Annotated in this window: 25 protein-coding genes and 1 pseudogene; 23 read left to right on the forward strand and 3 right to left on the reverse strand. The window is 59.2% G+C overall.

Going from position 1 to position 23,523, the window contains the following annotated elements:
- The first annotated feature begins 233 nt into the window (after window positions 1-233).
- Genes AADH44_RS01075 through AADH44_RS01095 form a run of 5 tightly spaced genes read left to right on the forward strand, consistent with a single transcriptional unit; the run spans window position 234 to window position 4,241 of the window.
- Window positions 234-1,151, forward strand: coding sequence for a hypothetical protein (locus AADH44_RS01075; protein ID WP_341953558.1), 918 nt, complete (start codon window positions 234-236; stop codon window positions 1,149-1,151).
- Window positions 1,152-1,158: 7 nt separating this feature from the next.
- On the forward strand, window positions 1,159-2,238 hold the full coding sequence (locus tag AADH44_RS01080) for a histidine kinase (protein WP_341953559.1): 1,080 nt from the start codon (window positions 1,159-1,161) through the stop codon (window positions 2,236-2,238).
- A complete protein-coding gene (locus AADH44_RS01085) occupies window positions 2,235-2,903 on the forward strand; it encodes a response regulator transcription factor (RefSeq protein ID WP_341953561.1) in 669 nt (222 codons plus the stop codon). Before AADH44_RS01080 ends, AADH44_RS01085 begins: the two co-directional genes overlap by 4 nt.
- Window positions 2,904-2,949: 46 nt before the next feature.
- Window positions 2,950-3,285, forward strand: a complete 336-nt coding sequence (locus AADH44_RS01090; RefSeq protein ID WP_341953563.1) for a PadR family transcriptional regulator — start codon at window positions 2,950-2,952, stop codon at window positions 3,283-3,285.
- Window positions 3,282-4,241 carry a permease prefix domain 1-containing protein gene (locus AADH44_RS01095; protein ID WP_341953565.1) on the forward strand — a complete coding sequence of 320 codons (960 nt, stop codon included), beginning with the start codon at window positions 3,282-3,284 and terminating at the stop codon, window positions 4,239-4,241. Before AADH44_RS01090 ends, AADH44_RS01095 begins: the two co-directional genes overlap by 4 nt.
- A gap of 96 nt (window positions 4,242-4,337) precedes the next feature.
- On the opposite strand, the gene AADH44_RS01100 is transcribed toward AADH44_RS01095, so the two are convergent.
- Window positions 4,338-4,814: a DUF6326 family protein gene (locus tag AADH44_RS01100; RefSeq protein ID WP_341953567.1), complete on the reverse strand. Its 477-nt coding sequence runs from the start codon at window positions 4,812-4,814 to the stop codon at window positions 4,338-4,340.
- Between the two features lie 133 nt (window positions 4,815-4,947).
- Between AADH44_RS01100 and AADH44_RS01105 the strand changes: the two genes are divergently transcribed.
- The 10 genes and pseudogenes from AADH44_RS01105 (at window position 4,948) to AADH44_RS01150 (ending at window position 13,599) form a co-directional block, all read left to right on the forward strand.
- Window positions 4,948-5,976, forward strand: a complete 1,029-nt coding sequence (locus AADH44_RS01105; RefSeq protein WP_341953569.1) for an NAD(P)-dependent alcohol dehydrogenase — start codon at window positions 4,948-4,950, stop codon at window positions 5,974-5,976.
- Window positions 5,973-6,599 (forward strand): GNAT family protein, encoded by a 627-nt coding sequence (locus AADH44_RS01110; protein WP_341953571.1) that lies wholly within the window; start codon window positions 5,973-5,975, stop codon window positions 6,597-6,599. Before AADH44_RS01105 ends, AADH44_RS01110 begins: the two co-directional genes overlap by 4 nt.
- Window positions 6,596-7,315 carry a DUF2306 domain-containing protein gene (locus AADH44_RS01115; protein ID WP_341953572.1) on the forward strand — a complete coding sequence of 240 codons (720 nt, stop codon included), beginning with the start codon at window positions 6,596-6,598 and terminating at the stop codon, window positions 7,313-7,315. The genes AADH44_RS01110 and AADH44_RS01115 overlap by 4 nt, the downstream gene beginning before the upstream one ends.
- A 615-nt stretch (window positions 7,316-7,930) precedes the next feature.
- The gene (locus AADH44_RS01120) at window positions 7,931-8,470 is read left to right on the forward strand and encodes a YaeQ family protein (protein WP_341953573.1); all 540 of its coding nucleotides are present in this window, start codon (window positions 7,931-7,933) and stop codon (window positions 8,468-8,470) included.
- Between the two features lie 113 nt (window positions 8,471-8,583).
- On the forward strand, window positions 8,584-9,408 hold the full coding sequence (locus AADH44_RS01125; RefSeq protein ID WP_341953574.1) for an ATP-binding cassette domain-containing protein: 825 nt from the start codon (window positions 8,584-8,586) through the stop codon (window positions 9,406-9,408).
- A 10-nt stretch (window positions 9,409-9,418) separates the two neighbouring features.
- Window positions 9,419-10,099 (forward strand): ABC transporter permease subunit, encoded by a 681-nt coding sequence (locus AADH44_RS01130; RefSeq protein WP_341953575.1) that lies wholly within the window; start codon window positions 9,419-9,421, stop codon window positions 10,097-10,099.
- A 3-nt stretch (window positions 10,100-10,102) separates the two neighbouring features.
- Complete coding sequence (locus AADH44_RS01135) at window positions 10,103-10,882, forward strand: ABC transporter permease (protein ID WP_341953576.1); 780 nt, start codon at window positions 10,103-10,105, stop codon at window positions 10,880-10,882.
- A complete protein-coding gene (locus AADH44_RS01140; protein WP_341953577.1) occupies window positions 10,882-11,814 on the forward strand; it encodes an ABC transporter substrate-binding protein in 933 nt (310 codons plus the stop codon). The genes AADH44_RS01135 and AADH44_RS01140 overlap by 1 nt, the downstream gene beginning before the upstream one ends.
- A gap of 281 nt (window positions 11,815-12,095) precedes the next feature.
- Window positions 12,096-12,845, forward strand: coding sequence for a FadR/GntR family transcriptional regulator (locus AADH44_RS01145; protein ID WP_341953579.1), 750 nt, complete (start codon window positions 12,096-12,098; stop codon window positions 12,843-12,845).
- A pseudogene (locus AADH44_RS01150) lies at window positions 12,845-13,599 on the forward strand (SDR family NAD(P)-dependent oxidoreductase). Before AADH44_RS01145 ends, AADH44_RS01150 begins: the two are co-directional and overlap by 1 nt.
- 126 nt (window positions 13,600-13,725) lie before the next feature.
- Here AADH44_RS01150 and AADH44_RS01155 read toward each other — a convergent pair.
- Window positions 13,726-14,433, reverse strand: a complete 708-nt coding sequence (locus AADH44_RS01155; protein ID WP_341953580.1) for an FCD domain-containing protein — start codon at window positions 14,431-14,433, stop codon at window positions 13,726-13,728.
- 248 nt (window positions 14,434-14,681) lie between these two features.
- Here AADH44_RS01155 and AADH44_RS01160 point away from each other — a divergent pair, with 248 nt between their 5' ends.
- The 4 genes from AADH44_RS01160 (at window position 14,682) to AADH44_RS01175 (ending at window position 18,024) form a co-directional block, all read left to right on the forward strand.
- Entirely contained in the window at window positions 14,682-15,707 is a 1,026-nt protein-coding gene (locus AADH44_RS01160) for an alcohol dehydrogenase catalytic domain-containing protein (RefSeq protein ID WP_341953582.1), read from the forward strand.
- 43 nt (window positions 15,708-15,750) lie between these two features.
- Window positions 15,751-16,623: a fumarylacetoacetate hydrolase family protein gene (locus tag AADH44_RS01165; RefSeq protein ID WP_341955023.1), complete on the forward strand. Its 873-nt coding sequence runs from the start codon at window positions 15,751-15,753 to the stop codon at window positions 16,621-16,623.
- 86 nt (window positions 16,624-16,709) lie between these two features.
- Window positions 16,710-17,606 (forward strand): dihydrodipicolinate synthase family protein, encoded by an 897-nt coding sequence (locus tag AADH44_RS01170; RefSeq protein ID WP_341953583.1) that lies wholly within the window; start codon window positions 16,710-16,712, stop codon window positions 17,604-17,606.
- 34 nt (window positions 17,607-17,640) lie between these two features.
- The gene (locus tag AADH44_RS01175; protein ID WP_341953584.1) at window positions 17,641-18,024 is read left to right on the forward strand and encodes an L-rhamnose mutarotase; all 384 of its coding nucleotides are present in this window, start codon (window positions 17,641-17,643) and stop codon (window positions 18,022-18,024) included.
- Between the two features lie 43 nt (window positions 18,025-18,067).
- On the opposite strand, the gene AADH44_RS01180 is transcribed toward AADH44_RS01175, so the two are convergent.
- Window positions 18,068-18,775, reverse strand: a complete 708-nt coding sequence (locus AADH44_RS01180) for an FCD domain-containing protein (protein ID WP_341953580.1) — start codon at window positions 18,773-18,775, stop codon at window positions 18,068-18,070.
- Between the two features lie 76 nt (window positions 18,776-18,851).
- On the opposite strand from AADH44_RS01180, the gene AADH44_RS01185 reads away from it, so the two are divergent.
- The 4 genes from AADH44_RS01185 to AADH44_RS01200 all read left to right on the forward strand — a co-directional run bounded on the left by AADH44_RS01185 (window position 18,852) and on the right by AADH44_RS01200 (window position 23,501).
- A complete protein-coding gene (locus AADH44_RS01185) occupies window positions 18,852-20,387 on the forward strand; it encodes a sugar ABC transporter ATP-binding protein (protein WP_341953585.1) in 1,536 nt (511 codons plus the stop codon).
- Window positions 20,384-21,361, forward strand: coding sequence for an ABC transporter permease (locus AADH44_RS01190; RefSeq protein WP_341953586.1), 978 nt, complete (start codon window positions 20,384-20,386; stop codon window positions 21,359-21,361). Before AADH44_RS01185 ends, AADH44_RS01190 begins: the two co-directional genes overlap by 4 nt.
- Window positions 21,358-22,386, forward strand: coding sequence for an ABC transporter permease (locus tag AADH44_RS01195; RefSeq protein WP_341953587.1), 1,029 nt, complete (start codon window positions 21,358-21,360; stop codon window positions 22,384-22,386). Before AADH44_RS01190 ends, AADH44_RS01195 begins: the two co-directional genes overlap by 4 nt.
- 77 nt (window positions 22,387-22,463) lie before the next feature.
- The gene (locus AADH44_RS01200; RefSeq protein WP_341953588.1) at window positions 22,464-23,501 is read left to right on the forward strand and encodes a substrate-binding domain-containing protein; all 1,038 of its coding nucleotides are present in this window, start codon (window positions 22,464-22,466) and stop codon (window positions 23,499-23,501) included.
- The last annotated feature ends 22 nt before the right edge of the window (window positions 23,502-23,523 follow it).

Genomic DNA, 23,523 nt, shown 5'->3' on the forward strand with positions numbered 1-23,523 from the left:
TTGTTCCCGTCTAACCCACTTCTCACCACGACCAAATTCGCGCTGCGCAAAGTTCTTGTGCACTCTTTGTGGACTGTGAGCCAAACGAACTCGAGGACGAGCGAGTTTAGGCGATGCTGGTACCTCCAGCGGGGTACGAACAGTCACCCCGGCGGGGGGACGATCGCCGAGTACCGAGACCGTAGCTTTGTCCAGCCTGCCGGGAAAGTCCCGACAGCGAAAGGACGTTTCTCATGTTCAGCACCATCTGGAGTCACCTCTGGAGCCACATCCGGCCCGTCACGGCCCCGCAGCGCTTCCTGTTCGTGGTTGGTGCCATCTTGCTCGTGTCGGCGCTCATCCACAGCGGCATCGCGCTCGGCGCCCTGGCCTCCGGCCAGGAGTGGTCTGGCCCCATCTCGTGGCGCAAACCCGTTGTGTTTGCGGGGTCGTTTGGAATGCTCTCGCTTACCGCAGCATGGATCTTGCGTCTGCTGCCGACCACCCGCTGGACCTGGATTCCCGCACTGATGCTCGGCGTCTTCTCCTTCACCGAGGTCAGCGCAATCACGATTCAGAAGTGGCGGGGGGTACCCTCGCACTTCAACGAGGCCACCTCGTTCGACGTTGCAATGTTCGGGATCATGGCCGTGTCAGTCTTGACGGTCGTGCTTGCTCTGGCGATCCTATTGGTCTGGGTAGTGCTGAGGTTTCGAGGCAACGGTGGCGAACGGATCGCAGCAATCGTCGGACTGGTCAGCTTGATCGCAGCCGGGTACATAGGCAACCAGATGATCGATGTTGGTACCGCACAAACCGTGGCTACGGGAAGTGTTCCCTACGAGGTCGTTTTCGGTGCAGACGGCAGCGCCAAGCTGTCCCACTTCGTCGGGATGCATCTCATCCAGTTTCTCGCGGTGCTCGCCATCTTCGCCTCTGCGCGTCGCCGGGTCGCCGCGGTCGCGCTCGGGTCGGTCGGTGGCCTCGCCGTGTTCGGCTCGGTGACCCTGACCGCGTACGCTGGGCAGCCGTGGATCACCCCCGATCTCGCCACTGGAGCGCTCGGGATTCTCGGTGTAGTGGTTGCCGTCGTCGCGCTGGCGCTAACCGCGCGTTCGTTTACGCGGCAGGAGGGCGTGACCGGGTCGCGAACTCCCGCGCCGGTGGGATAATGTGCTCATGCCTCGCAGAGCGGCCCTGATTCTCGACGTTGGCGTGTCCGTCGCGCTGACGACGGCGCTCGTGGTTGAACAAGTTCTGCTGGGCCCGAACTCAGGGCTGGCTCCCGCCATCACTATCGCTCTGGCGGTGGTGATCGGCGGGAGTCTCGCCTTTCGTCGCGCGTGGCCTTTGACCAGCTACGCGATCGGTTCGGCAGCACTCATCGTGCAGTCCCTGTGGGTTGACGCGAGTTCGCTCAGCCCATATGCGAATTTGATAGGACTGTTTTCGCTCGGAATGTATGGCACCCATCGGCGTGCCTTGTGGGGGCCCGTCATTCTCGCGCCCGGTGTCATCGCGTACTTCGCGAACTCCTCGCAGCCCATCGGCTTACTCACGCTAAGCACCTTCGGGCTGTGGTTTGCGGCTTGGGCGATTGGCTATCAGATTGCCCGCGGCCGCGAGCAGAGCGCGGGAGCCCGCGAGGCGTCTCGCCGCGAGGCGCTGGCCGACGAGCGAGTGCGCATTGCCCGGGAACTGCACGACGTGGTCGGCCACACCGTCAACCTTGTTCTCGTACAGGCCGGCGCGAGTCGGCTCATCATGGATAGTGACCCGGCACGAGCCAAGACGATGCTCGGCGAGGTTGAGAACACTGCGCGCCAGGCGCTCGGCGAACTCGATCAGATGCTCGGACTGCTGCGCGACGATGCGGACTCGGTAGCGCAGCCGGGAATCCGGGGCCTGCCGGCTCTCGGTGAACGCCTCGCGGCGGTGGGCCTGACAGTGGAGTTCGAGATCGATCCGAAAGTGTCAGAAGCCGTACCGCCGCAGGTCGACATCGTGGTCTACCGCATCGTGCAAGAGGCACTCACGAATGCGTTCCGGCACGGTAAGGCGTCGAGCGCAGTTGTGCGAGTGCACGGCACCGAACCCCTCATCGTTGACATCTCCGACACAGGGCACGGCCCCACGGCGTACCAGCCCGGCCGCGGACTTCGCGGCATGGAGGAGCGGGTCGCGCTATTTGGCGGCACCCTGACTCACCACCGGGATGCCCGGGGATTCCACGTCCACGCCGAGCTGGTGCTGCCGTGAGGATCTCCGTACTCATCGCCGACGACGACGCCCTACTTCGTCAGGGTGTTCGCGTCGTGCTCGACAGCGCGACCGACATCGACGTAGTCGGCGAGGCTGGCGACGGTATCGAGGCGGTCAATCGCTGTCGTGAACTGAAGCCCGACGTCGTACTTATGGATGTTCGGATGCCCGGAGTCGACGGCATCGAGGCGACCCGTCGCATCACCGCAGAACACGACGAGGTGCGAGTTCTCGTACTAACTACCTTCCGGCACGACGACTACGTGTGGGGTGCTCTGCGTGCAGGGGCGAGCGGATTCCTCCTCAAGCGCACCCAACCGGAGAGTCTTATCGAGGCGGTGCGCACCATCCACAGCGGCGACTCGCTTCTCGATGCAGCCGTCACTCGCGAGCTCATCGATCACTTCGTGCTCGGCGGCGCACGAGGCCCCGAGGGCAACGCCGAGGAGCGCGCCGCGATCGAGCTGCTCACCGACCGCGAGCGCGAAGTCCTGTCGCTCGTCGCCAAGGGTCGATCCAATGCGGAGCTTGCCGCGGCACTCTTCATCGCCGAGTCGACGGCCAAGACCCACGTCAAGCGCATCCTCGCTAAGATCGGCGCGCGCGACCGTGCGCAGGCCGTCGTGGTGGCCTATCGATCCGGGCTGGTCGCAGTCCGGTGACGGTAGTCGCCTTGCTATAGTGTGTGATGCACAGTATCGTGAACTTGTGTTGAATGAAGAAGCGCTCGCAACCCATCGCCAGGAGTTGCGGCGGGGAACGATCGTTCTCGCCTGCCTCTTGCTCCTGAGTCGGCCGAACTACGGCTATGCGCTGCTCGACACGCTGGAAAAATCCGGGTTCGAAGTCGACGCCAACACCCTGTACCCACTTCTGCGCAGGCTGGAGAAACAGGGCCTTCTGACCAGTGAGTGGAACACAGACGATTCCCGCCCGCGCAAGTTCTACGTAACGAGCAAGGAGGGTGCCGCTCTTGCCGACACCCTGAAACGGGACTGGCACGACCTAGACACAGCGCTTCTCACTCTGAAGGATGACTCATGACGGCGACGTCTTCCCCTACTGACCGCTACGTCGCGGCAACCCTCCGCAGCCTGCCGGAACGGCAGCGCCAGGACATCGAGGCGGAGCTGCGCGCGCTCATCGCCGACGCCATCGACGACCGGCGTGAAGCCGGGGCAGACGCCGATTCCGCAGAGCGCGAGGTGCTCACCGGACTTGGCGCGCCCGCGCGCCTTGCCGCGAGCTACTCCGACAGATCCCTGTACCTGATCGGCCCCGAGTTCTATCTCGACTATCTCCGGGTACTCAAGTTGCTGCTGTCGACTCTCGTTCCTTTGTGGTTTGTCTTCTTCGCACTGGTGACTTTCACAGACGGCTCGCCTGCTGAGGTCGCGTTTGGCGGCGCTCTGTACAGCGCATTTGAGACCGCGGTGACCATTGCCTTCTTCACCACGCTCGTCTTCGCCATCATCGAGCGCGTGTCGGCGGTGCGCACGAAACGCAAAGCCACCTGGGATCCGTCGTCCCTGCCCGAGGTCCGCAAGAAAACCGGCTACTTCACCGAGTTGATCGGCGGCGTAATCTTCCTTGCGGTCATCGTGATCGCCCTGGTGCTCGCCCAGACGCTTGGCGCCGTCGAGGGCGCAGACGGGACCAAGGTTGGTCCCGTCTCCTCCGGCTTGTGGGAGTCCGGCGTTTTCTACATCGCTCTGCTGTTCGGTATCGCCAGCATCAGCTTCCACGTACTTGCCTATTACACGGGCTGGTCGACGGCTAACGCGATCGCGAACGCAGTACTCGTCGTACTCTTCGCTGCGCCAGCCATCTGGCTCGCGGCCAGTGGTCGCCTCCTGAGCGAAGAGTACTTCAGCGCCGTTGGCTGGCCCGGCGGGGAGAACGTCATCGCGGTTGTGGTGATCGTGGTCGTCACTCTGCTCACGGGAGGCGACGCCGTCGACGGATTCGTGCGGGCGAGCAAGAAGAGGCGTACGCGCTAAAGGCGACCCGGGAGACGATGGAACCCCCGCCGAACCCTGAGGCTCGACGGGGGCAAACCGTGGTGACCCACCGCTTGCTCGTCCGGCGTGGCGCACCTACTTTCGAAGGTCGGCTGTCGCGCTATCTGCCGCGACGGCGGAGGTGCGGGGCCAGGTCCAGGCGGAGCGCAGGATGAATACCAGGATCAGCACCTCGACTCCGATGGTAACGCCGTAGTAGAGCGCATAGCCTTGCGGCGCCCCTGCCGCGTTGACCACGCAGAAGGGGATCCACAGCGCCGCGGCGACGAGGTTCGTTGCGCGGTTCACCCGGGCGGGCAGCGTCAAGGAGAGCAGCACCATCAAGGCCGGCGTCGAGATGAGCACGAAGAAGATGGTCATCAAGTTCCCGCTAATTTCGAAAGTGAAGATGTTGCCGCCACGGATGATGTCGATCTGGTCAGGCTGGTAGAGGTGGAAGTAGTCGATGTAGAGCACGAGGTACATGAGGCTGGTCCATGCGGCGGCGAGCTTGGCCTGCACGGGGATCCGCGGGTTGTCGAAAAGCTTCGGGGTGTTCGTTCGGATGGTCATCGGTTCTTCTTTCGGACTCGTTGAGTGGGCGTGGTCGCGCACTACTGTATGACACACACTATAGTGAATCTTCTTGAGAAGTCCATTGAAGTGTAATAATGTGTGTCACACAGTATCGAGAAGAGGAAGAACCATGAGCGCACCCACTCAGCCCGCGCTAAGAACGATGAAAGCGATAACCCAACATCGTTACGGCGGACTCGACACTCTCGAACACGAGACTGTTGCCCGGCCCGTACCGGCGAAAGACGAAGTCCTCATCCGCGTTCAAGGAGCTTCCATTAACGCAGCCGATTGGCTGCTCATTCAGGGTGAACCATTCGTTGCCAGGTTGGCGTTCGGTATCCGGCGGCCCATGGTCTCGACGCGGGGCAGGGATGTGGCCGGCGTGATCGAGGCTGTGGGCGACAACGTGCGCGGTTTCAGTGTGGGCGACGAGGTCTATGCCGAAGTGGATGCCGGCAGCTTCGCCGACTACACCGTTGCCAAGTCGAAGCGCTTGGCTCACAAACCCTCGCGGATCAGCTTCGCCGAGGCGGCTGCCGTGCCGATCGCCGCAACAACGGCGCTGCAGGGGATGCGGGATGTCGCGAAGATCAAGCCGGGCGACACAGTGCTCATCAACGGGGCATCCGGCGGAGTTGGCTGCTTCGCTGTGCAACTGGCCAAGGCCTATGGAGCCGACGTGACTGGCGTCTGCAGCACCGCAAATCTCGAGTTCGTGCGGTCATTGGGAGCAAACCACGTCATCGACTACACGGGTGAGGACTTTACGGCAGGCGAGGCTCGCTATGACGTGATCTTCGACCTGGTCGGCAACCGACCGCTGGCCGAGTGCCGGCGGGCCCTCACTCGTCGCGGGACTCTGGTGCTGGCATCGGGCAACGGGGGACGCGTGCTCGGTCCGATCCGACGCATGCTCGCAGCGATGCTGCTGGACATGTTCGTGACCCAGAAACTTCGAGCCCTCGCCGCAGTCGCGAGTGGCGCTGACCTCGAGGTGCTTCGGGAGCTCATCGAGGCCGGCACCATCACCCCGCCGGTCGATCGCAGCTACCCGCTCGCCGAGACGCCTGAGGCGATCCGCTACTTCGTTGAGGAGCGCGTCAAGGGAAAGATCACCATCACCATCCAGAACAACACCAAGGAGCAGCACCAGTGAACACCACCCAGGCGACTCCCGCCGAGCCTGCGCACGCACTCGGCGAAACACTATCGACTGAGCGATTGTCGATACGCCCAGCCTCGCTGGAGGACGAAGCATCCACCTGGCAGTTCCGGCGGCTCGACGACGTCAACGACTGGCTCACCGGTACACCTGACACGGCCGAGGGCTATCACGAGCTATTCCGTGACCCGATCAGACTGTCAACCACGGTAATCGTCGAGTTGAACTCCGATCACGGTGGAAAAGTCATCGGAGACTTCATGTTCCGAATCGAAGACGCGTGGGCGCAACTTGATGTGGCCGAACAAGCGCAAGGCCGCCAGGTCGAGCTTGGCTGGGTACTTGACCCTCACTTCACCGGCCACGGGTACGCGACCGAGGCTGTACGCGAGCTCATCCGCTACGGTTTCGAGAACCTCGGAGTACACCGGATCGTTGCCGACTGCTTCCTCGACAACGAAGCATCGTGGCGGCTCATGGAACGCGTGGGAATGCGCCGCGAGAAGCATGCTGTGCGAGATTCGTTCCACCGATCAGGTGGATGGATGGACACTGTCGCCTACGCGATACTCGACGACGAGTATCCGCGCCCGAGCACCAAGGAGCAGCACCAGTGAGCACCACCGCCACAACTCTGATAACCCCTGCCGAGCGCGAGGGAGGGCGGCAACGACCTAAGAGCGGATGGCTTGCGATATCCGGCCTCTTGCTGCTCAGCGCGCTGCCCGTGATCGGCGGGGTGCTTCGCTTGACGACCGTGGGCGCTGACACCGAACGCGAAATACCCCTTGCCTCATTGGTCGCGATTATCGCGCACATCGTGGCGATGACCGTGTTCTGCCTTGTCGGCGCATTCCAGTTCTCTCCAGCACTGCGCCTTCGGCGCGGGTGGCATCGCGCCGCCGGCCGTGTGCTGATCCCCGCTGGAATCATCGCGGCACTCGCCAGCATCTGGCTCGCGGTCTTCTTCAGCGGCCCCCCTGAAGAGTTCGCACTCGCGATGGTTCGACTCGTCTTCGCTGTACCAATGACAGGGTTTCTTGTGATAGTGATCGCGATCAGGCGCCGCGACTTCGTGGCGCACGGGGCATGGATGACGCGCGCCTACGCGATCGCTGTCTCCGGCGGAACCCAAGCGCTCGTGTCCATATTGGGGACAGCTCTCATGTCCACGCTGTGGACACTCAACAACGGTGAGGTCGACGCATACGGTGAGGCATGGTTCGTCGCTACCGGCTTCGTGATCAACAGTGTCGTGGCGGAGTTGCTGATCCGGCGTCGGGCCGGCCGGCGGATACGCGGTCGTTTGGGGCGGGGTGCGCTTGAATCATGAGATGTTCTTCAAACCCCCTTCGTCTCCGCTCGAAGAATCGGCTCCGGTGCACCCCCAATGAGTGAGCTTGAGGATCTTCTTTCCAGCATCGTTGATGACGATCAGCTGGGGGATGCACGGGCGCTCATTGCGCTGATGGAGCACGCGACCGGTGAGCTTACCCGAGGTATGTCGAGGCCGTCGGGTTCGGTCACTACCACCACCAGTATTCGCTCGGACGCCAGATCTCGGTCTATCTGACAGGCGGTCTCGGTGCGTTCGCCGCTTGCGCGGCAAGTGCCGTCATCCGCGGGGGCTGGAACAGCGGCGCATGGTTCACGGGCATTCGGGTTGTCTTTGAGGGTGGTGCTTCGTGTGTCCCCCCTGTGTACCCGAGAACCAGATTATGCGGTGTGAGGAGTGTTTCGCGGAGCCGCGAGGCGCAAGAAGTCGCCCCTGAGTTGGAAACAGCGGCCCTGCTAAGGTGGAGTACCCGTAAGGGTACCGAGAGTTCAAATCTCTCCGTCTCCGCTCTTGCCCTGTTGAAGGAAAGTGAAAACCCTTGAGTCATTCAAGGGTTTTCGTGTTTTACGGCAGGGCCTTGATCACTTCATCCACAGGCTAGGCTCGGGCGCTATGGCAACTGGCTCAACAATCCACACTTTCACGGTGCAGCTCGCCGATGTGGATCGCGGCGTCTACGACGACTTCACGCTTCGGGTGGCGCGGCATCCATCCGAGACTGACTCGTACATGGTGACGCGCCTGCTGGCGTACTGCCTCGAATACGAGGAGGGGATCGCGTTCAGCGAAGGGGTCTCATCGACCGATGAGCCGGCGGTTCTCGTGCGAGATCTCACTGGCACCCTGACGGCATGGATCGAGGTGGGCGCGCCTGATGCGGCCCGACTGCACCATGGGAGCAAGTTGGCAGACAGGGTTGTCGTTTACACGCACCGTGACCCGGCGAAAGTGGCGGCTGCGTGGTCAGGCAAGAAGATCCACCAGGCCGAAGCCATCGTCTTGCGCAGTTTCGACCCCGGCTTCATCGACGGGGCCGTCGCCGGCCTCGAACGACGCAATACGATCACACTGTCCGCCACCGAGGGCCAGCTTTACCTAGAACTCAACGGCATGACGTTATCGTCGGCGATCCATGATCAGGGCATCGAGTAGTAACTCCGAGCCCGCGGTCATCGCCGCAGGCTAAGGCGCGAAGAATATACTTGTACTTTGAGGGGACCGGCAAGTGTCGATTCGCCCGACGAACGAGGAATGAGGCGCCTGCCATGATCGAATTCCAGAACGTCACCAAGCGGTTTCCCGATGGCACTCTCGCTGTTGAAGATTTCTCCCTCGTTCTTCCCGCACACAAGGCGACAGTATTCGTTGGATCGTCTGGCTCGGGCAAAACAACGCTGCTCCGGATGATCAACCGGATGATCGACCCAACCTCCGGCACGATTCTGATCGATGGCGAAGATATTTCCGGCCTCAATCGGGTATCGCTTCGACGACGGATTGGCTACGTTCTCCAAGCCATCGGACTCCTTCCGCACCGGCGGGTGGTCGACAACATCGCCTCAGTACCGCGGTTGAATGGCGTGCCGAAGCGGGTGGCCCGCGCGGACGCGCTCACATTGCTCGATGCGGTTGGACTCGACAGATCTCTGGCAGAGCGGTACCCGGACCAGCTTTCCGGCGGCCAGCAGCAGCGCGTCGGAGTCGCGCGTGCTCTGGCAAGCGACCCGGACATCCTCCTCATGGATGAGCCCTTCGGCGCGGTCGACCCGATCGTGCGGGCTGAACTTCAGGTCGAACTCAACCGCTTGCAACGTGAGCTCGGCAAGACCACGGTGTTCGTCACCCACGACATCGACGAAGCTTTCGCGATCGCCGACCAGGTGGTGATCCTCCGCAGCGGTGGCGTGATCGCGCAGGTGGGAACTCCGGCCGAGATCCTCTCGAACCCGGCAGATGATTTCGTCGCGACATTCATCGGTGCAGACAAGGGAAAGCGCACCCTTCATTTGCAGCATCGCGAAGGGGACAGCGCGACCCTGATCGTCGATGGTGACGGCCGCCCCGCGGGAATTCTCGGGGCTGACCGATGAGGGTCGATCAATGAGCTGGTTCATCGAGAACTTCGGCCTGATCGCGAGACTCACGGGCAACCATGTTGCCCTCAGCATTGTTCCGATCGTGCTCGGATTCGTGATCGCTGTGCCACTCGGCTGGGTTGCCAACCGGTGGCTGACGCTGCGGTCGGTGGTGATCGCCGGCGGAAGTCTCCTTTACACAATCCCGTCCCTTCCCCTCTTTGTGATCCTGCCGTATGTGCTCGGGACAAGAATCACAGATGACCGGAATATCGTTGTCGCGCTCACGATCTACGCGGTCGCGATGATGGTTCGCACTGCGGCAGACGCCCTGGCGGCGGTGCCGACGGATGCGATCCAAGCCGCCACAGCCATGGGGTACTCCACGTGGAACCGATTCTGGCTTGTGGAATTTCCTCTCGCTGGCCCTGTCCTTCTTGCGGGCCTTCGCGTGGTCTCAGCAAGTACGATCGCGCTCGTTTCCGTTGGCGCAATCATTGGCTCCGCCAACCTCGGCTACCTGTTCACCAACGGCAAGCAACGCGACTTCCTTGAGGAAATCATCATCGGCATCGCAGCGAGCCTCGTCATCGCCCTCGTCTTCGACGTAGTGCTTGTTCTTCTTGGCCGCGTGCTCATGCCCTGGAAGCAGCGGCGCGGTCGAACCCAACGCCAGAGTATCCTTCCCCTCAAGCAGGTGGCCTGACCCATGCAGTTCTTTATTGACGCCTTCCGCTGGCTTGTGGATCCCGCGAACTATGCCGCCGGGGCGCAGAACCCGCTTCCGATCCAGGATCGGCTCGGCGAGCACCTCTTGTACACGGTCGTAGCGGTGGTGATCGCAGCGATCATCGCGCTGCCGCTGGGTTTCTACATTGGGCACACGGGGCGCGGCCGCCAGTTCGTGATCGCATTCACCGGTGCAATGCGGGCCCTGCCGACACTGGGGTTGCTAATGGCCCTCTTCGTCATCGTCGGGGCGACAGTGCCGTTCACGCGGGCTGCGTTTATTGCCTCCATAATCGCCCTGGTCATTCTGGCGATTCCCTCGATCCTGGCCGGTGCGTATGCCGGTATCGAATCGGTCGACAGCGAGACAGTGGATGCCGGACGCGCGAGCGGCATGACCGAGTTGCAGGTGCTCACACAGGTTGAGATACCGCTCTCGCTCCCGCTGATCATCGGCGGTATCCGTGCATCCGCGCTGCAGGTTATTGCGACCGCGGTTATCGCCTCGTACATCTCGCTCGGTGGCCTTGGCACAATCATCTCGAGCGGTATCGGACTCAATGACAACGATCGAATCCTGGGCGGCGCCATTCTCGTCACGGTGCTTGCGCTTGTGGTCGATGGGATGTTCGCGCTTGTCCAGCGAATAACCAGACGACGCGGGTTCTCCGACTCGCACCAGCAGAAAAAACACCTCCGCGGACGGTCACTCGGACCGGTCACGGTGGCGGTAACAACCGCCAACGAAGGGAAAAACTAATGTTCGCAGCACACAGGGGGCCCCGGATCACCACCGCGGTCATCGCAGCAGGGGCGCTGGTTGCACTGGCCGGGTGCGCCACTTCCGACCCGACCGGTACTTCGTCGAACGACTCGGCGGCCGACACAAAGATCGTCGTCGGCTCATTTGCTTTCCCTGAAAGCGAGATCCTCGGCAACATCTATGCCCTCGCTCTTGAGGATGCCGGTTACGAAGTCGAAACGAAGTTCAACCTCGGACCACGGCAGACCACGATTCCGGCCCTTGAGGACGGGTCGATCAGCCTCATGCCGGAGTACAACGGCAACCTGCTGTTCTTCTATGACACAGAGAACACTGCCCGCAGCACGGCCGAGGTGGATGCTGCACTAGAGACCATAGTTCCGGATGGATTCCAAGTGCTCACCTCGTCCCCGGCCGAGGACAAGGATGCCTACGTCGTCACCCAGGAGCTTGCAGAGAAGGAGGGGCTTGTTTCGATTGGCGACCTGAAGAAGATTGAACCATTCAGTCTTGGAGCCAGCCCGCAGATCGCCGAGCTTCCATACGGCATCCCCGGCCTGAAGTCGGTCTACGGCATCAACGATGTGACGTTCGTGCCGATCGAAGACTTCGGCGGACCAGACACAGTGAAGGCCCTCGTTGACAACGCAGTGCAGGTGGCTGACATCTTCACAACCTCTCCTGATCTCGTCGCAAAGAAGCTCTTGGTACTGGAAGACCCAGAGAACCTGATCGCGGCGCAGAACGTGCTGCCATTGCTCAACTCGAAGATCTACAGCGAGAAACTCGCGAAGGTACTCGACCAGATTTCGGCCGCTCTCACCACCGAGGATCTGATCGCGCTGCGGGATCGCGTCGAAGGATCGGAGAAGGCGCAGGCCGCCGTGGCGGCGAAGGACTGGCTCACCGAGAAGGGCCTGCTGAAGTAACTGATTGCGGGGCGCCGCCTGGCTGCGCGGCGGCACCCCTCGCTTTGGCAGTTTTCTGCGTGAAGGAATGAACCTCGCCCGCGGCGGCGTTGGCTAAGAAGATGACTATTCTGCCGTGTTCTGGAGCACAACCTCCAGCATGCCGTTCGGTCGGATGCCGATGAAGGCCATCATCAGTGGCCTCAACTTCGTCACCGAGAACGACTACCCGGCGCGCTGTACTGTTGCGCCCTGAGCGACGCGTAGCACCGCCCATACCTGCGCGCAGTATTATCGCGGGGATGACTACTTTTTCTCGCCGAGGCCTGCACGGGCACGTTGTCGATGTGCTCGGCCGCCGCATCATGCGCGGCGAACTAGTCTCCGGCGAGATCATTGACCCGGATGCACTGCTCACCGAATTTCGCGTGAGCCGCACGGTGCTCCGCGAAGCCCTCAAGGTGCTCACCACCAAAGGCCTCGTCGACGCGCGCCCCCGCCTCGGGACCTACATCACCGAACGCGAACGGTGGCAGCTGCTCGATAGTGACGTCATGACGTGGCGATCGGAAGGGGTGCCTGACGCCCTGCTCGTACTCGAACTGAGCGAGGTGCGCCAAGTTCTTGAGCCCGCCGCCGCCCGGCTGGCGGCAGTGCGACGCAGCGAGGAACAGTGTGACCAGATTCAGGCTGCGATGACCGCGCTCGCTGCCACATTCGAGAGCACCGAAGTTGACTCGCACGTGAAAGCAGACCTCGCATTCCACCGGGCAGTGCTTGCGGCATCCGGCAACGAACTTTTGGCACGATTTGAAGTTGTCTTAGAGCCAGCACTGCACGCTCGCAACGAACTCGCCTTCGCGCACGAGACGACAACACAATTCTTGGTAGAGCATCAGGCCGTCCTAGAAGCAATCGTTGCCCAGGATGCCGACCGTGCTTTCGCTGCGATGCACATTCTTATGACGGAGTCGGCGCGTGACTCCGAAGCAATCGTCAGCCAGGATGCCGACGGTGCGGCCCTCGTGAAAGCACGCAAGAAGGCGCAATAGTGGAGAACGAAATTGGCACGACTCGCACCGTTCTTATCACCGGGGCAGCCCACGGAATTGGTGCTGCAAGCGCCCGACTGTTTGCTGCCGCTGGCGACGACGTTGTGGTCAGCGACATCGACACCGATGGCGCCTTGGCTCTCGCCGACGAAATCCAGGCAGCGGGCGGCACCGCCACCGGCCACTTCCTCGATGTCGCTGAGCCTGAAGCTTGGCAGGCACTCTCGCGCGAACTCCGAGCTGCAAACCGCCCACCCGCGGTCATCGTCAATAACGCGTTCTTTCAAGTGGGGGGAGTTGCCCACGAACAGGCCGAAGATAGCTGGAACAAGCAGCTCTCGGTGACCCTGTCATCCGTTATCGCGCAATGCACACCTTCCACGACACCCTCACCGCAGCCCGCGGCAGCATGGTTAACGTTTCCAGCGTTCATGGTGTGCTCTCGTGGGCCGAACAGCCTGCCTACGGTGCGGCCAAGGGCGGCCTGATTTCGCTCACCCGCCAACTTTCACTCGACTATGCACCCCACGTTCGCGTCAACGTCGTACTCCCCGGCTCAATCGAAACCCGCCAGTGGGCTCACCAGAGCAAAGAAGCCTACGAAGCTGCCGAGCGTCAAACAACACTGCAGCGACTCGGCAAGCCCGAAGAGGTCGCCTCCGTCATCCAATTCCTCGCCAGCAAAGGTGCCTCCTACGTCACCGGAGCATCGCTGCTCGTTGATGGCGGCATGACCACCACGCTCGCCAGCTGAGGCTCGCTTCGGCCTTTGCGCCTAAAGGGCGCCGGTAGTTGCCACTGGATGGTACGGCGTCGGAGTACTTTCATATGGACTGACTCTGTGGGGTCGTGCGTCAGTGTGGGTGAGCCATGGTCAGGGTTAGTGGCAGAAGTTGAAGTCGAGGTGTGGGGAGCTTGTCTCGAAGTGTCTTCTCATGGCGTCGATCGCGCCAGCGCGGTCGCCGTTTTGGACTGCGACAGCGATTTCTCGGTGGTTTGATATGGACAGCTCGACTGAGGATCTGGTGCGTGGCCCGATTCGTTCATACATTACCGTGAGTGAATCACTGACGAAGGTGTGTAGTCCTTCGAGAAGTAGTACGAGTGCGCGGTTTCCTGACAGAACGGCCAGGCTGTGGTGGAAGGCAACGTCGGCATTGATGAGCGCCTCGTCGTTGTCAGCGTGTGACATCGCTTCAAGGTGAACGCCCAAGGTCTGAAGTGCTTCTGCGTGATGGATTCCTGATGCTGCTTCGGCGGCTGCCTGTTGCTCTAACGCGGCTCGACAGTGTTGGAACTCGTCCAGGGTGATGCTGTCCTGTCGCATGCGAGTTCGGAAGATCGAATCAAGCACTTCGCTACCGGGGCGGGCAACGACAGACTCTTTTCCTTGCGCGCGTTGTATTATTCCGCGGCCTGAGAGGGTCGATAGAGCCTCTCGGATGACGACAACGCTGACGCCGAATTGTGAAGCGAGTTCGCCAGTAGAAGGGAGGGGGGATCCTACTCCGATCCCTTGCCTTTCGATCATCGCGACCAGCTCGTGAGTGACCTGGTCAGATAGGGAAGATCGCTTGATCATGGACATGCACTCATTCTAGACGAGGACTACTTATAAGAAGATCATCTTGACCACTCATACTAGAAGTAGGTAAGCTCGCTGCATGGCATCGCGTTGGTGGCACCAGTCGTCGAGGTGTGAATCGATCTCAACCATAAACAACTTCTTGATCCGAATCTTGGTTGACAACGGACCGAGACTCAGTCTCGCACAGATCAATACTGACTCTTTCGAAGAAAGTGAAAACTTCCTCCGTCGCACTACAAAGGAAATCAATGAGAGCTCTAGTACTCAGGGAATTTGGCAAGATTGAGGTTGAGCATCGCGAGAAACCTGTTCCGAACTCGGGGGAGATGCTCATCCGTGTGATCGCAACCGGTATCTGTGGATCAGATTTCCACGGGTATACGGGTGAAAACGGTCGACGCCAGCCGGGGCAGGTGATGGGCCACGAGACAGTTGGTCGCATCGAAGCCATCGGAGATGGGCCACAAAGTGATCTAGCCGAAGGTCAGCTGGTGACTTTCAATCCAGTCGTCGTGCCCGAATCCGAAGCTGCCGAATATCTTGGTCGTGAACAGCACTGCGCAAATAAATTCGTTATTGGAGTCGCTCCCACAGTGTCTGCAGGGTTTGCTGACTACGTTGTTGTCCCCGGCCGAAACGTGATTGGGCTACCTGCTTCAATGCCCGCCACTCACGGTGCTCTTGTCGAACCCATTGCTGTCGCGGTTCATGCTGTCCGTCGCGTGTATCGCGACTCGATGAAGAGAGTGTTAGTGGTTGGCGGGGGCCCAATCGGCCAGTCACTAGTGCTCGCGCTGCACATGCATGGCGTTCGAGACATCTACGTAAGCGAGCCATCAATCGAACGACGTGATCTGTGTGAGCGCCTTGGTGCGACCACAATTGACCCGACTGTCTCGTCAGTTGCGGAGACTCTGGCTGCCTCAGGACGCCTTGCCGACACCGCATTTGATGCAGTCGGGATTAGCCGAAGCCTAGATGACGCGCTAAACGCAACGGCATTCGGCGCGAACGTGTGCCTAGTCGGGATGGGATCCCCGCACTTGGACCTAGACGCGTTCAGAGTGAGCACGGAGGAGCGCTCTGTTGTCGGCAGTTTTACCTACTCTGCACAAGACTTTGTAGACGCTGCAGCGTTCGTGGGTGCAGCGCCTCCACATATTGGAGAACTTGTCAGCCTCGAGATCCAACCGGAGCAGGCTGATGCAGCATTTCGCAAACTGGCGGACGGCGATGGGACTCCAGGAAAGATTCTCGTTCGATTTAGCGAATGAGTGACTATCGTTTGCCTAATAATTTGGGAGTAGAGCATTCATGATTGAGTTTCGACGACTGGGCTCTGCGGGGAGCGAGGTGCCAGTACTTCAGATCGACGGCCAAGTGTTCGATCTAAGAAATCTGACGAAGGATCTGGATGCCAATTTCTTTGCCACGGAGGGAATGAATCGCGCGCTTTCGGCGCATGCTGAGGGTGAGCTACCGCTTCTCACAGGCACAAATTCAATGCGAGTTGGAGCTCCGATTGCTCGCCCGGGTGCGGTGCTCTGCATTGGGCAGAACTATGCTGCACACGCGGCCGAGTCAGGGAGCACGCCCCCAGAGGTTCCCATTCTTTTCTTCAAACACCCCAACACCGTTGTGGGGCCTTATGATGATGTCCTAGTTCCCCCTGGGGCTACCCAAGTTGACTGGGAAATTGAGCTTGGTGTTGTCATCGGTAAGAGAGCGCGCTATCTCTCTAGTCCAGAGGTGGCATTGGATTATGTGGCCGGCTACGTCACCAGCAACGACGTCTCCGAGCGCGACTATCAGATTGCGCAATCTGGTGGTCAATGGTCAAAAGGAAAGAGTGCAGAGACGTTCAATCCTCTTGGACCATCTCTAGTTCCTGCAAGAGATATCGACCCGCAAAACCTTCGGTTGTGGTCCTCGGTAAATGGTGAGCCACGGCAAGATTCGAATACCGCGGACATGATCTTCAGCGTGGCGTATATCGTCTACCACCTCTCCCAGTACCTTGTGCTCGAACCCGGAGATCTCATTAATACGGGTACCCCCGAGGGTGTCGGGCTCTCTGGACGGTTTCCCTATCTCGTAGCTGGGGATGTTATGGAAGTCGGGATTGACGGGGTCGGGGCGCAGCGGCAGAGTTTGGTTCCGGCAGTAACGGGCCTGGTGGGTAACTCGTGAAGGTATTTTTCGGGGAGCGTATCCGAATCGCATCCCACAATTTCGTCGATCAGCGTCTGGCCGTCAAGGGTTGACGGGCGAACACAATGGCAGCCAATGAACTTTTGGATCAATTGCACGGCGTAGTGCCGATGCTTCCTACTCCGTTCGCCTCTGACGGGAGTGTGGACTTTGCGGGCTGCGAGTCTCTCGCGAATTTTGCAGAAAAGCATCCCGCGGTTGCTCTTCTGGGGTTTGGTGCCGAATGCCTGACACTCACCACGGAGGAACGACTTGCCGTGCTTCGCTTCTTCGCTTCGGCCCGGAGTGCAGGGCGCCATATCGTCGCAGGGTGCACAGCGAAGACAGAGTCCGAAGCCTTGCGTCTCGTGGAAAGTGCAAACGAACTCGGAATTCATGCGGTTATGGTGGCAACTCCGCAACAATTAGAGCTAAGCGAAGACGCTGAGCACTTCTTTCGCAGAGTGATCGAGCGGCTCGACGAGACAACACTGATGGTGCAGGATGCGCCGCAGTGGGCGGGAAGTCCACTGGGTGCAGAAACCGTGCGGCGACTGCACACAGAGTTTCCTGAGATTCTGCGCTATGCGAAGCCAGAAACAGTTCCCTACATTGATCTAATGGCAGAGTTGGTAAGAATTCCTTCCCTTTCTGTCTTTGCCGGACTGGGTGGTGCGGGGCTTCTTGAGGCGTTGACGCTGGGTGCCACTGGAGTTATCCCGTTTTCCGAAGCCGGGGTGGAGCTCGCACGGATTTTCGAACTTCCGGAGCAGGAACGCGGGGGACGGTTTGCTGACTTCCTCCCACTCATCAGCTTCCAGTTCCAGTCGCTCGAATTTGCGGTTCAAACATCCAAGGCGTTGCTAGGCGCTCAGGGAGTGGCGATCACGGAAATGATGAGGTTGCCGATTCGACCGATGAGTGACATATCCCGCAAGTTTTTACTCGAGCACGCGCGCCGCGCGCACGTTCTCCCTAGTTAGCAAGATTTAAACAGTGGATTGAGGTCTGAGCCCCATGTCGAAAGAATACAGCGCACCCAACGTTTCTGATGAAGAGCAGACCTCCTCTGCAACTGGCGGGGTCCAGCGTTTCTGTTTTATCCTCCAGTTGAAAAGCGAGATGGTCGCGGACTACCTCGAGGCTCATGCGACGGTTTGGCCCGAGATGCTAGCAGCAATGTCCGCAACTGGTTGGACCAACTACTCGTTGTTTATTCGTAAATCCGATGGTCTAGTTGTTGGGTATGTCGAGACTGACGACTGGGAACGGGCTAACCGGGATCTTTCGCGAATGGTGGTTAACTCGCATTGGCAGGCCAGTATGGCGCCATACTTTGCGCAAACCGATCGTCCCGATCAATCCGCGCAGTTATTGACCGAGTACTTTCATATGGACTGACTCTGTGGGGTCGTGCGTCAGTGTGGGTGAGCCATGGTCAGGGTTAGTGGCAGAAGTTGAAGTCGAGGTGTGGGGAGCTTGTCTCGAAGTGTCTTCTCATGGCGTCGATCGCGCCAGCGCGGTCGCCGTTTTGGACTGCGACAGCGATTTCTCGGTGGTTTGATATGGACAGCTCGACTGAGGATCTGGTGCGTGGCCCGATTCGTTCATACATTACCGTGAGTGAATCACTGACGAAGGTGTGTAGTCCTTCGAGAAGTAGTACGAGTGCGCGGTTTCCTGACAGAACGGCCAGGCTGTGGTGGAAGGCAACGTCGGCATTGATGAGCGCCTCGTCGTTGTCAGCGTGTGACATCGCTTCAAGGTGAACGCCCAAGGTCTGAAGTGCTTCTGCGTGATGGATTCCTGATGCTGCTTCGGCGGCTGCCTGTTGCTCTAACGCGGCTCGACAGTGTTGGAACTCGTCCAGGGTGATGCTGTCCTGTCGCATGCGAGTTCGGAAGATCGAATCAAGCACTTCGCTACCGGGGCGGGCAACGACAGACTCTTTTCCTTGCGCGCGTTGTATTATTCCGCGGCCTGAGAGGGTCGATAGAGCCTCTCGGATGACGACAACGCTGACGCCGAATTGTGAAGCGAGTTCGCCAGTAGAAGGGAGGGGGGATCCTACTCCGATCCCTTGCCTTTCGATCATCGCGACCAGCTCGTGAGTGACCTGGTCAGATAGGGAAGATCGCTTGATCATGGACATGCACTCATTCTAGACGAGGACTACTTATAAGAAGATCATCTTGACCACTCATACTAGAAGTAGGTAAGCTCGCTGCATGGCAAAGATGGCTCGCAACGCAGCGAACGTTCCCCCGGTGGTGGAACTCGAGGACGTATCAATGGTCTTTGGGGGGACGATTGCTCTTCGGCATGTCAATCTCGACCTCAATGCTGGCCGCGTACGGGCACTTGTAGGCGAGAACGGCGCCGGAAAATCAACTTTTACGAAGGTTGTTTCTGGAGTTTACGCTCCGTCTGGAGGTCGCGTCTTGGTCGATGGAAACCCCATCAACTTGAGCTCACCGGCGCAAGCTCGGAGGCTAGGGGTGTCGATCATGCATCAGGAGCCATCGCTTTTTGCTCATCTGAGCGTTGCCGAGAATATTTTTTTGCAGCGCCAGCCTCGCCGAGGAATTCTTCCTCTGATCAACCGGTCGGAGATGAATCGGCGTGCGCGCGAAATCCTCGACGAACTAGATCCGGCTATCGCCGTTGATGTGTTGGTGCGCGAGCTTTCCATCGCTCAAGCACAGCTTGTTGAGCTCGCATCCCTGCTCACGGAGGATCCACGGGTTCTCATTCTTGATGAACCGACCGCCTCGCTCACCCCATCTGAGGTGGAGCGCTTATTGACGGTTGTTGAAGGTCTGCGCAAGCGCAATGTTGCGATTCTGTTTATCAGCCACCGGCTTTCCGAGGTATTCGCAATTGCAGATGACATCACGGTTCTTCGTGACGGTGAGATTGTGAGTTCGGGAGCGGTGGACACTTACAGCGAACGATCGCTGATCGCCGATATGGTCGGCCGAGATCTACTCGCTGAGCAGCACATTCGGGACCGTGTTGCCACGGGAACAGAACCGAGTCCCGTGGTTCTCGAAGTTAACAATCTCCGTGTTGCCGGTTCGTCTGGGCCGGTTGATTTTGTGGTTCGCGCGGGAGAAATTCTTGGGATTGCGGGGTTGGTAGGTGCTGGCCGCACTGAACTGGCTCGTGCCGTAGTCGGTTTGGATAAGAGTTCAGGCGGGCGTGTTCTCGTCTCAGGAACGAGAGTAAACAGCCCGCAAGGTGCATTGAGTCAAGGCTTGGTCTACGCACCCGAAGATCGTCAGCGTGAAGGTGTTGCCGTTGAGCTCCCTATCTCGGAGAACATCACGCTGCCACGACTGCAGGACTATTCGCGCATGTCGTTCATTCGCCGTTCTAACGAGCGAGACACAGCCAGAGAATGGATCGACAGATTGCGAATTAAATGCAACGGTCCAGAACAAGTCCCAGCTCAGCTCTCTGGCGGCAACCAGCAGAAGGTTGTGATCGCGAAATGGTTGGCTACTCGACCGAACGTTGTCATTTTGGATGAGCCAACACGAGGTGTAGACGTCGGAGCGAAACTCGAAATTCACCAACTCATCGAACGTCTAGCTCAGGAGGGACTAGCTGTGGTCATGATCTCTTCTGATCTCCCCGAGGTCCTGGCGATGAGCGACCGGGTTCTGGTGATGCGGGCGGGAATTTTTACCGCAGAATTTGACCACACAGAAGTGACAGCTGAGGGTGTTCTCGCGGCAGCGATTATGGAGAAGGTCGCGTGAAATCGTTGGCATTCCTCCAACAGCGGTCCGTGAACCTCGCGATCGTGATCGCGATGATTGCTGTCGCGGTAGCGGTAACGCAGCCTGCTTTTACTGGGGTTGGGAATATACGGAACATCTTGTTGGACATCACGATCATTACCGTGATGGCGGCGACGCAGGTACTTGTGGTGATCACTGGAAACTTCGATATTTCCATTGGGGCAACGACAGGGCTGAGCGCAATGTCTGCGGGCATAGTTCTTCAGAATGTCGGTGATTTCCCTGCGATCTTGGTCTTTGTGATCTCGATCGGGGTAGGTCTTCTGGTGGGGATTGTGAACGCGATCCTCGTCATCACCATCCAGATTCCGTCGATCATTTTGACGCTGGGAATGCTGAGCGTCATCCGGGGCGTTACGTTTTATGTCGCCGGCGGCAGCCAGGTAAATACGGAAGATGTTCCTGAATCGATTATTTCGCTGAGTCAGTCAGGACCTTTCGGCGTACCGTGGCTCGTTGTAATCGCTGCACTAATCGCGCTTGCGCTCGGAGTTTTTGCGAGGTCAACATCGACTGGACGAAACCTATATGCGCTCGGCTCGAATCCGAAGGCGGCAGCACTGCAGGGACTGCCTGTCAAGCGTCTCCTCTTCCTTGTATTCGCTTTGAGCGGTGCCTCTGCCGGTCTCGCCGGAGCGTTTTACCTGAGCCGCTTTGGGTTTGTTCAGGTCAACGCTGGCCTTGGGTTGGAATTGACCGTTATCGCGGCTGTTGTTGTGGGAGGCGCGAGTGTATTCGGCGGTGTCGGCGGTGTAGCCGGTGCTGCTCTTGGATGTCTCCTGCTCGGGGTCATTGGGAACGCCTTCGCGATACTCGGCATTTCCCAGTACTGGCAAGACTTTGCCTACGGCACCATCATCTTGCTTGCCGTGGTTGCGGACGCGGTTCTGAACCGAAGTCGGGCCCGCGGAGTGAACGGGGTTCGAGCATGAAACAGTTCATTCAACGGTTAGTGCTCGCCCCTGAAGCGTTCTCGGTAGTCGTTCTAATTCTCGCGATTCCACTTCTCGCGGCGGCATCTCCCTACTTTCTCACCTCGCAAAACGTGTCCCAGCTTTTTACCCAAAACCTCGAGATCGCGATCATGGCACTCGCATTGGCACCGCTGGTGATTGTTCGAGAGATCGACCTATCAGTTGGGTCGATACTTGCGCTCTCAGCTGTAGTCTTCGGAAAGTTTATCGAGATGGGTGCCCCGTGGTTGATCGCGGCGGTAGCTGCTTTAGCGGCGGGAGCAGTTGCAGGTCTGTTTAACGGAATCATGGTGACTAGGTTCGGACTGTCTTCAATAGTTGTGACGCTCGCAACAATGGCGTTGTTCAGAGGCCTTGCAAATGTGATCGTGTCTGACGAAACGATCGTGGGATTTCCTGAAGGCTTCGCTGGTTGGGATTCTTGGTATGTTCCTGGCACCCTGATTACAGTTCCGCAGATCTTGTTCGTACCGCTTGCCCTCGTCGTAGGCATTGCTCTTGCCACGTCTACGTGGGGTCGCCGGATTTATTTCATCGGCTCCAGCCCGGGAGTAGCTCGGGCTACAGCAGTGCCGGTAGATCGAATCAAGATCGCGCTCTTTATGGGCTCTGGTTTGGCGGCGGCTCTAGCCGGGTTGGTTTTGAGCTCCCGGTTAGATTCTGTGCGTGCAGACACCGGCACGGGATTCGAACTTCTGGCGCTCACCGTGGTGCTGCTAGGAGGGGTCAGCATTCTCGGGGGGCGAGGGTCGATCGCCGGCGTTGTTGTCGCAGTCGTATTGGTGGGGGCGCTGAGGAGCGGAATGGCGCTTGCCGGGCAACCAGATCAAGCCCGCATCGCGCTAATCGGACTCCTGTTACTCCTCTCCATCGTGACAAACGTAGGCATTCAACGGCTCCAGCAGTCGATGAGGCGCCGTCGATCTCTCAAGCTGCTGACAACGCCAGATATCCCTAAACCAGCACAATCCACAACGGTTTAGACCACGAAGTAAACCACACACGTAGCTCCAATTTCGCATAAGTAATCAAACAATCCACTCAACGAAGAGAGACAACAATGAATAAAAAACTCTTACGCGGCATCGCATTGGCCGGCGCTCTTACGCTAAGCGCCACAATGGCTGCCTGCGCCCCCGCGGGCGACAATGCGCCACCAAGCGGCGGCGACGGCACCAAGCCGAAGATCGTATTCATCCAACAAAACTCGGGTAACCCATACTTCGACAATATTTCTGATGGTTTCCAGGAGGCCGCAGATGCATACGGGTTCGAACTCACCGTAACTGGCCCCGCTTCTGCCGCCGCATCTGAGCAGGTGCCCTTGATCGAAGATGCCATCACTCAACAGGTTGCGGGCATCGCAATTCAAGCTAGCGATCCTGAGGCAGTCGCCCCGGCACTTAAGAAGGCCGTGGCGGCTGGCATCAAAGTCATTTCGATCAACTCAGATCAGTTGGCAGATGTGCGAAATGCCGCGGTCACACCGGTAGATTTCACTCGGGCTGGTTCTGAACAACTTGACCTTCTTGGTTCGCTGATGGACTACGAGGGCGAGTTCGCGATTCTCAGCGCGACAACAACTGCTCCTTTCCAGTTGGGTGTTGTGGATTCCATCAAGGAGCTCCTCAAGAGCGACGCAAAGTACGCCAAGATGGAACTCGTCGATGTGGTCTTCGGGAATGATGAACCCCAGAAGTCGACTACAGAAACGACCGGACTACTCACCAAGCGACCCGATCTGAAAGCGATCCTCGCGCCCACCTCGGTTGCGCTTCCTGCAGCTGCACAAGCTATCGAAACTGCCGGACTAACCGGCAAGGTCATCCTCACTGGTTTGGCACAGCCGAATCAGATGCGAAAGTTTGTTGAGAGTGGAACAGTGAGCAAGTTCCAGCTCTGGGTTCCCGCCGACCAGGGATACGTTGGCGGTGCACTGTTGAGTCAGCTCATCGCGGGTGAGATTGATGCTGCTCCCGGGTCGACGTTTGATGCGGGAGACTTCGGTTCCATGAAGATTGACGACTTAGGTGTGGTCATTGTGGCCGATACGTTTACCGTTTTCGATTCCACAAACATCGATAATTACGACTTCTAGACGCTAACGGGCGGGCGATCTG

This window comes from Salinibacterium sp. TMP30, assembly GCF_038397785.1.
GTDB lineage: Bacteria > Actinomycetota > Actinomycetes > Actinomycetales > Microbacteriaceae > Rhodoglobus.

Excerpts from the sequence above, each read along its gene's own strand:
- AADH44_RS01075 (WP_341953558.1), top strand. The coding sequence starts at position 234 with ATGTTCAGCACCATCTGGAGTCACCTCTGGAGCCACATCCGGCCCGTC.
- AADH44_RS01080 (WP_341953559.1), top strand. The coding sequence starts at position 1,159 with ATGCCTCGCAGAGCGGCCCTGATTCTCGACGTTGGCGTGTCCGTCGCG.
- AADH44_RS01095 (WP_341953565.1), top strand. The coding sequence starts at position 3,282 with ATGACGGCGACGTCTTCCCCTACTGACCGCTACGTCGCGGCAACCCTC.
- AADH44_RS01100 (WP_341953567.1), bottom strand. The coding sequence starts at position 4,814 with ATGACCATCCGAACGAACACCCCGAAGCTTTTCGACAACCCGCGGATC.
- AADH44_RS01105 (WP_341953569.1), top strand. The coding sequence starts at position 4,948 with ATGAGCGCACCCACTCAGCCCGCGCTAAGAACGATGAAAGCGATAACC.
- AADH44_RS01120 (WP_341953573.1), top strand. The coding sequence starts at position 7,931 with ATGGCAACTGGCTCAACAATCCACACTTTCACGGTGCAGCTCGCCGAT.
- AADH44_RS01125 (WP_341953574.1), top strand. The coding sequence starts at position 8,584 with ATGATCGAATTCCAGAACGTCACCAAGCGGTTTCCCGATGGCACTCTC.
- AADH44_RS01130 (WP_341953575.1), top strand. The coding sequence starts at position 9,419 with ATGAGCTGGTTCATCGAGAACTTCGGCCTGATCGCGAGACTCACGGGC.
- AADH44_RS01135 (WP_341953576.1), top strand. The coding sequence starts at position 10,103 with ATGCAGTTCTTTATTGACGCCTTCCGCTGGCTTGTGGATCCCGCGAAC.
- AADH44_RS01140 (WP_341953577.1), top strand. The coding sequence starts at position 10,882 with ATGTTCGCAGCACACAGGGGGCCCCGGATCACCACCGCGGTCATCGCA.
- AADH44_RS01145 (WP_341953579.1), top strand. The coding sequence starts at position 12,096 with ATGACTACTTTTTCTCGCCGAGGCCTGCACGGGCACGTTGTCGATGTG.
- AADH44_RS01155 (WP_341953580.1), bottom strand. The coding sequence starts at position 14,433 with ATGTCCATGATCAAGCGATCTTCCCTATCTGACCAGGTCACTCACGAG.
- AADH44_RS01160 (WP_341953582.1), top strand. The coding sequence starts at position 14,682 with ATGAGAGCTCTAGTACTCAGGGAATTTGGCAAGATTGAGGTTGAGCAT.
- AADH44_RS01170 (WP_341953583.1), top strand. The coding sequence starts at position 16,710 with ATGGCAGCCAATGAACTTTTGGATCAATTGCACGGCGTAGTGCCGATG.
- AADH44_RS01175 (WP_341953584.1), top strand. The coding sequence starts at position 17,641 with ATGTCGAAAGAATACAGCGCACCCAACGTTTCTGATGAAGAGCAGACC.
- AADH44_RS01180 (WP_341953580.1), bottom strand. The coding sequence starts at position 18,775 with ATGTCCATGATCAAGCGATCTTCCCTATCTGACCAGGTCACTCACGAG.
- AADH44_RS01185 (WP_341953585.1), top strand. The coding sequence starts at position 18,852 with ATGGCAAAGATGGCTCGCAACGCAGCGAACGTTCCCCCGGTGGTGGAA.
- AADH44_RS01195 (WP_341953587.1), top strand. The coding sequence starts at position 21,358 with ATGAAACAGTTCATTCAACGGTTAGTGCTCGCCCCTGAAGCGTTCTCG.
- AADH44_RS01200 (WP_341953588.1), top strand. The coding sequence starts at position 22,464 with ATGAATAAAAAACTCTTACGCGGCATCGCATTGGCCGGCGCTCTTACG.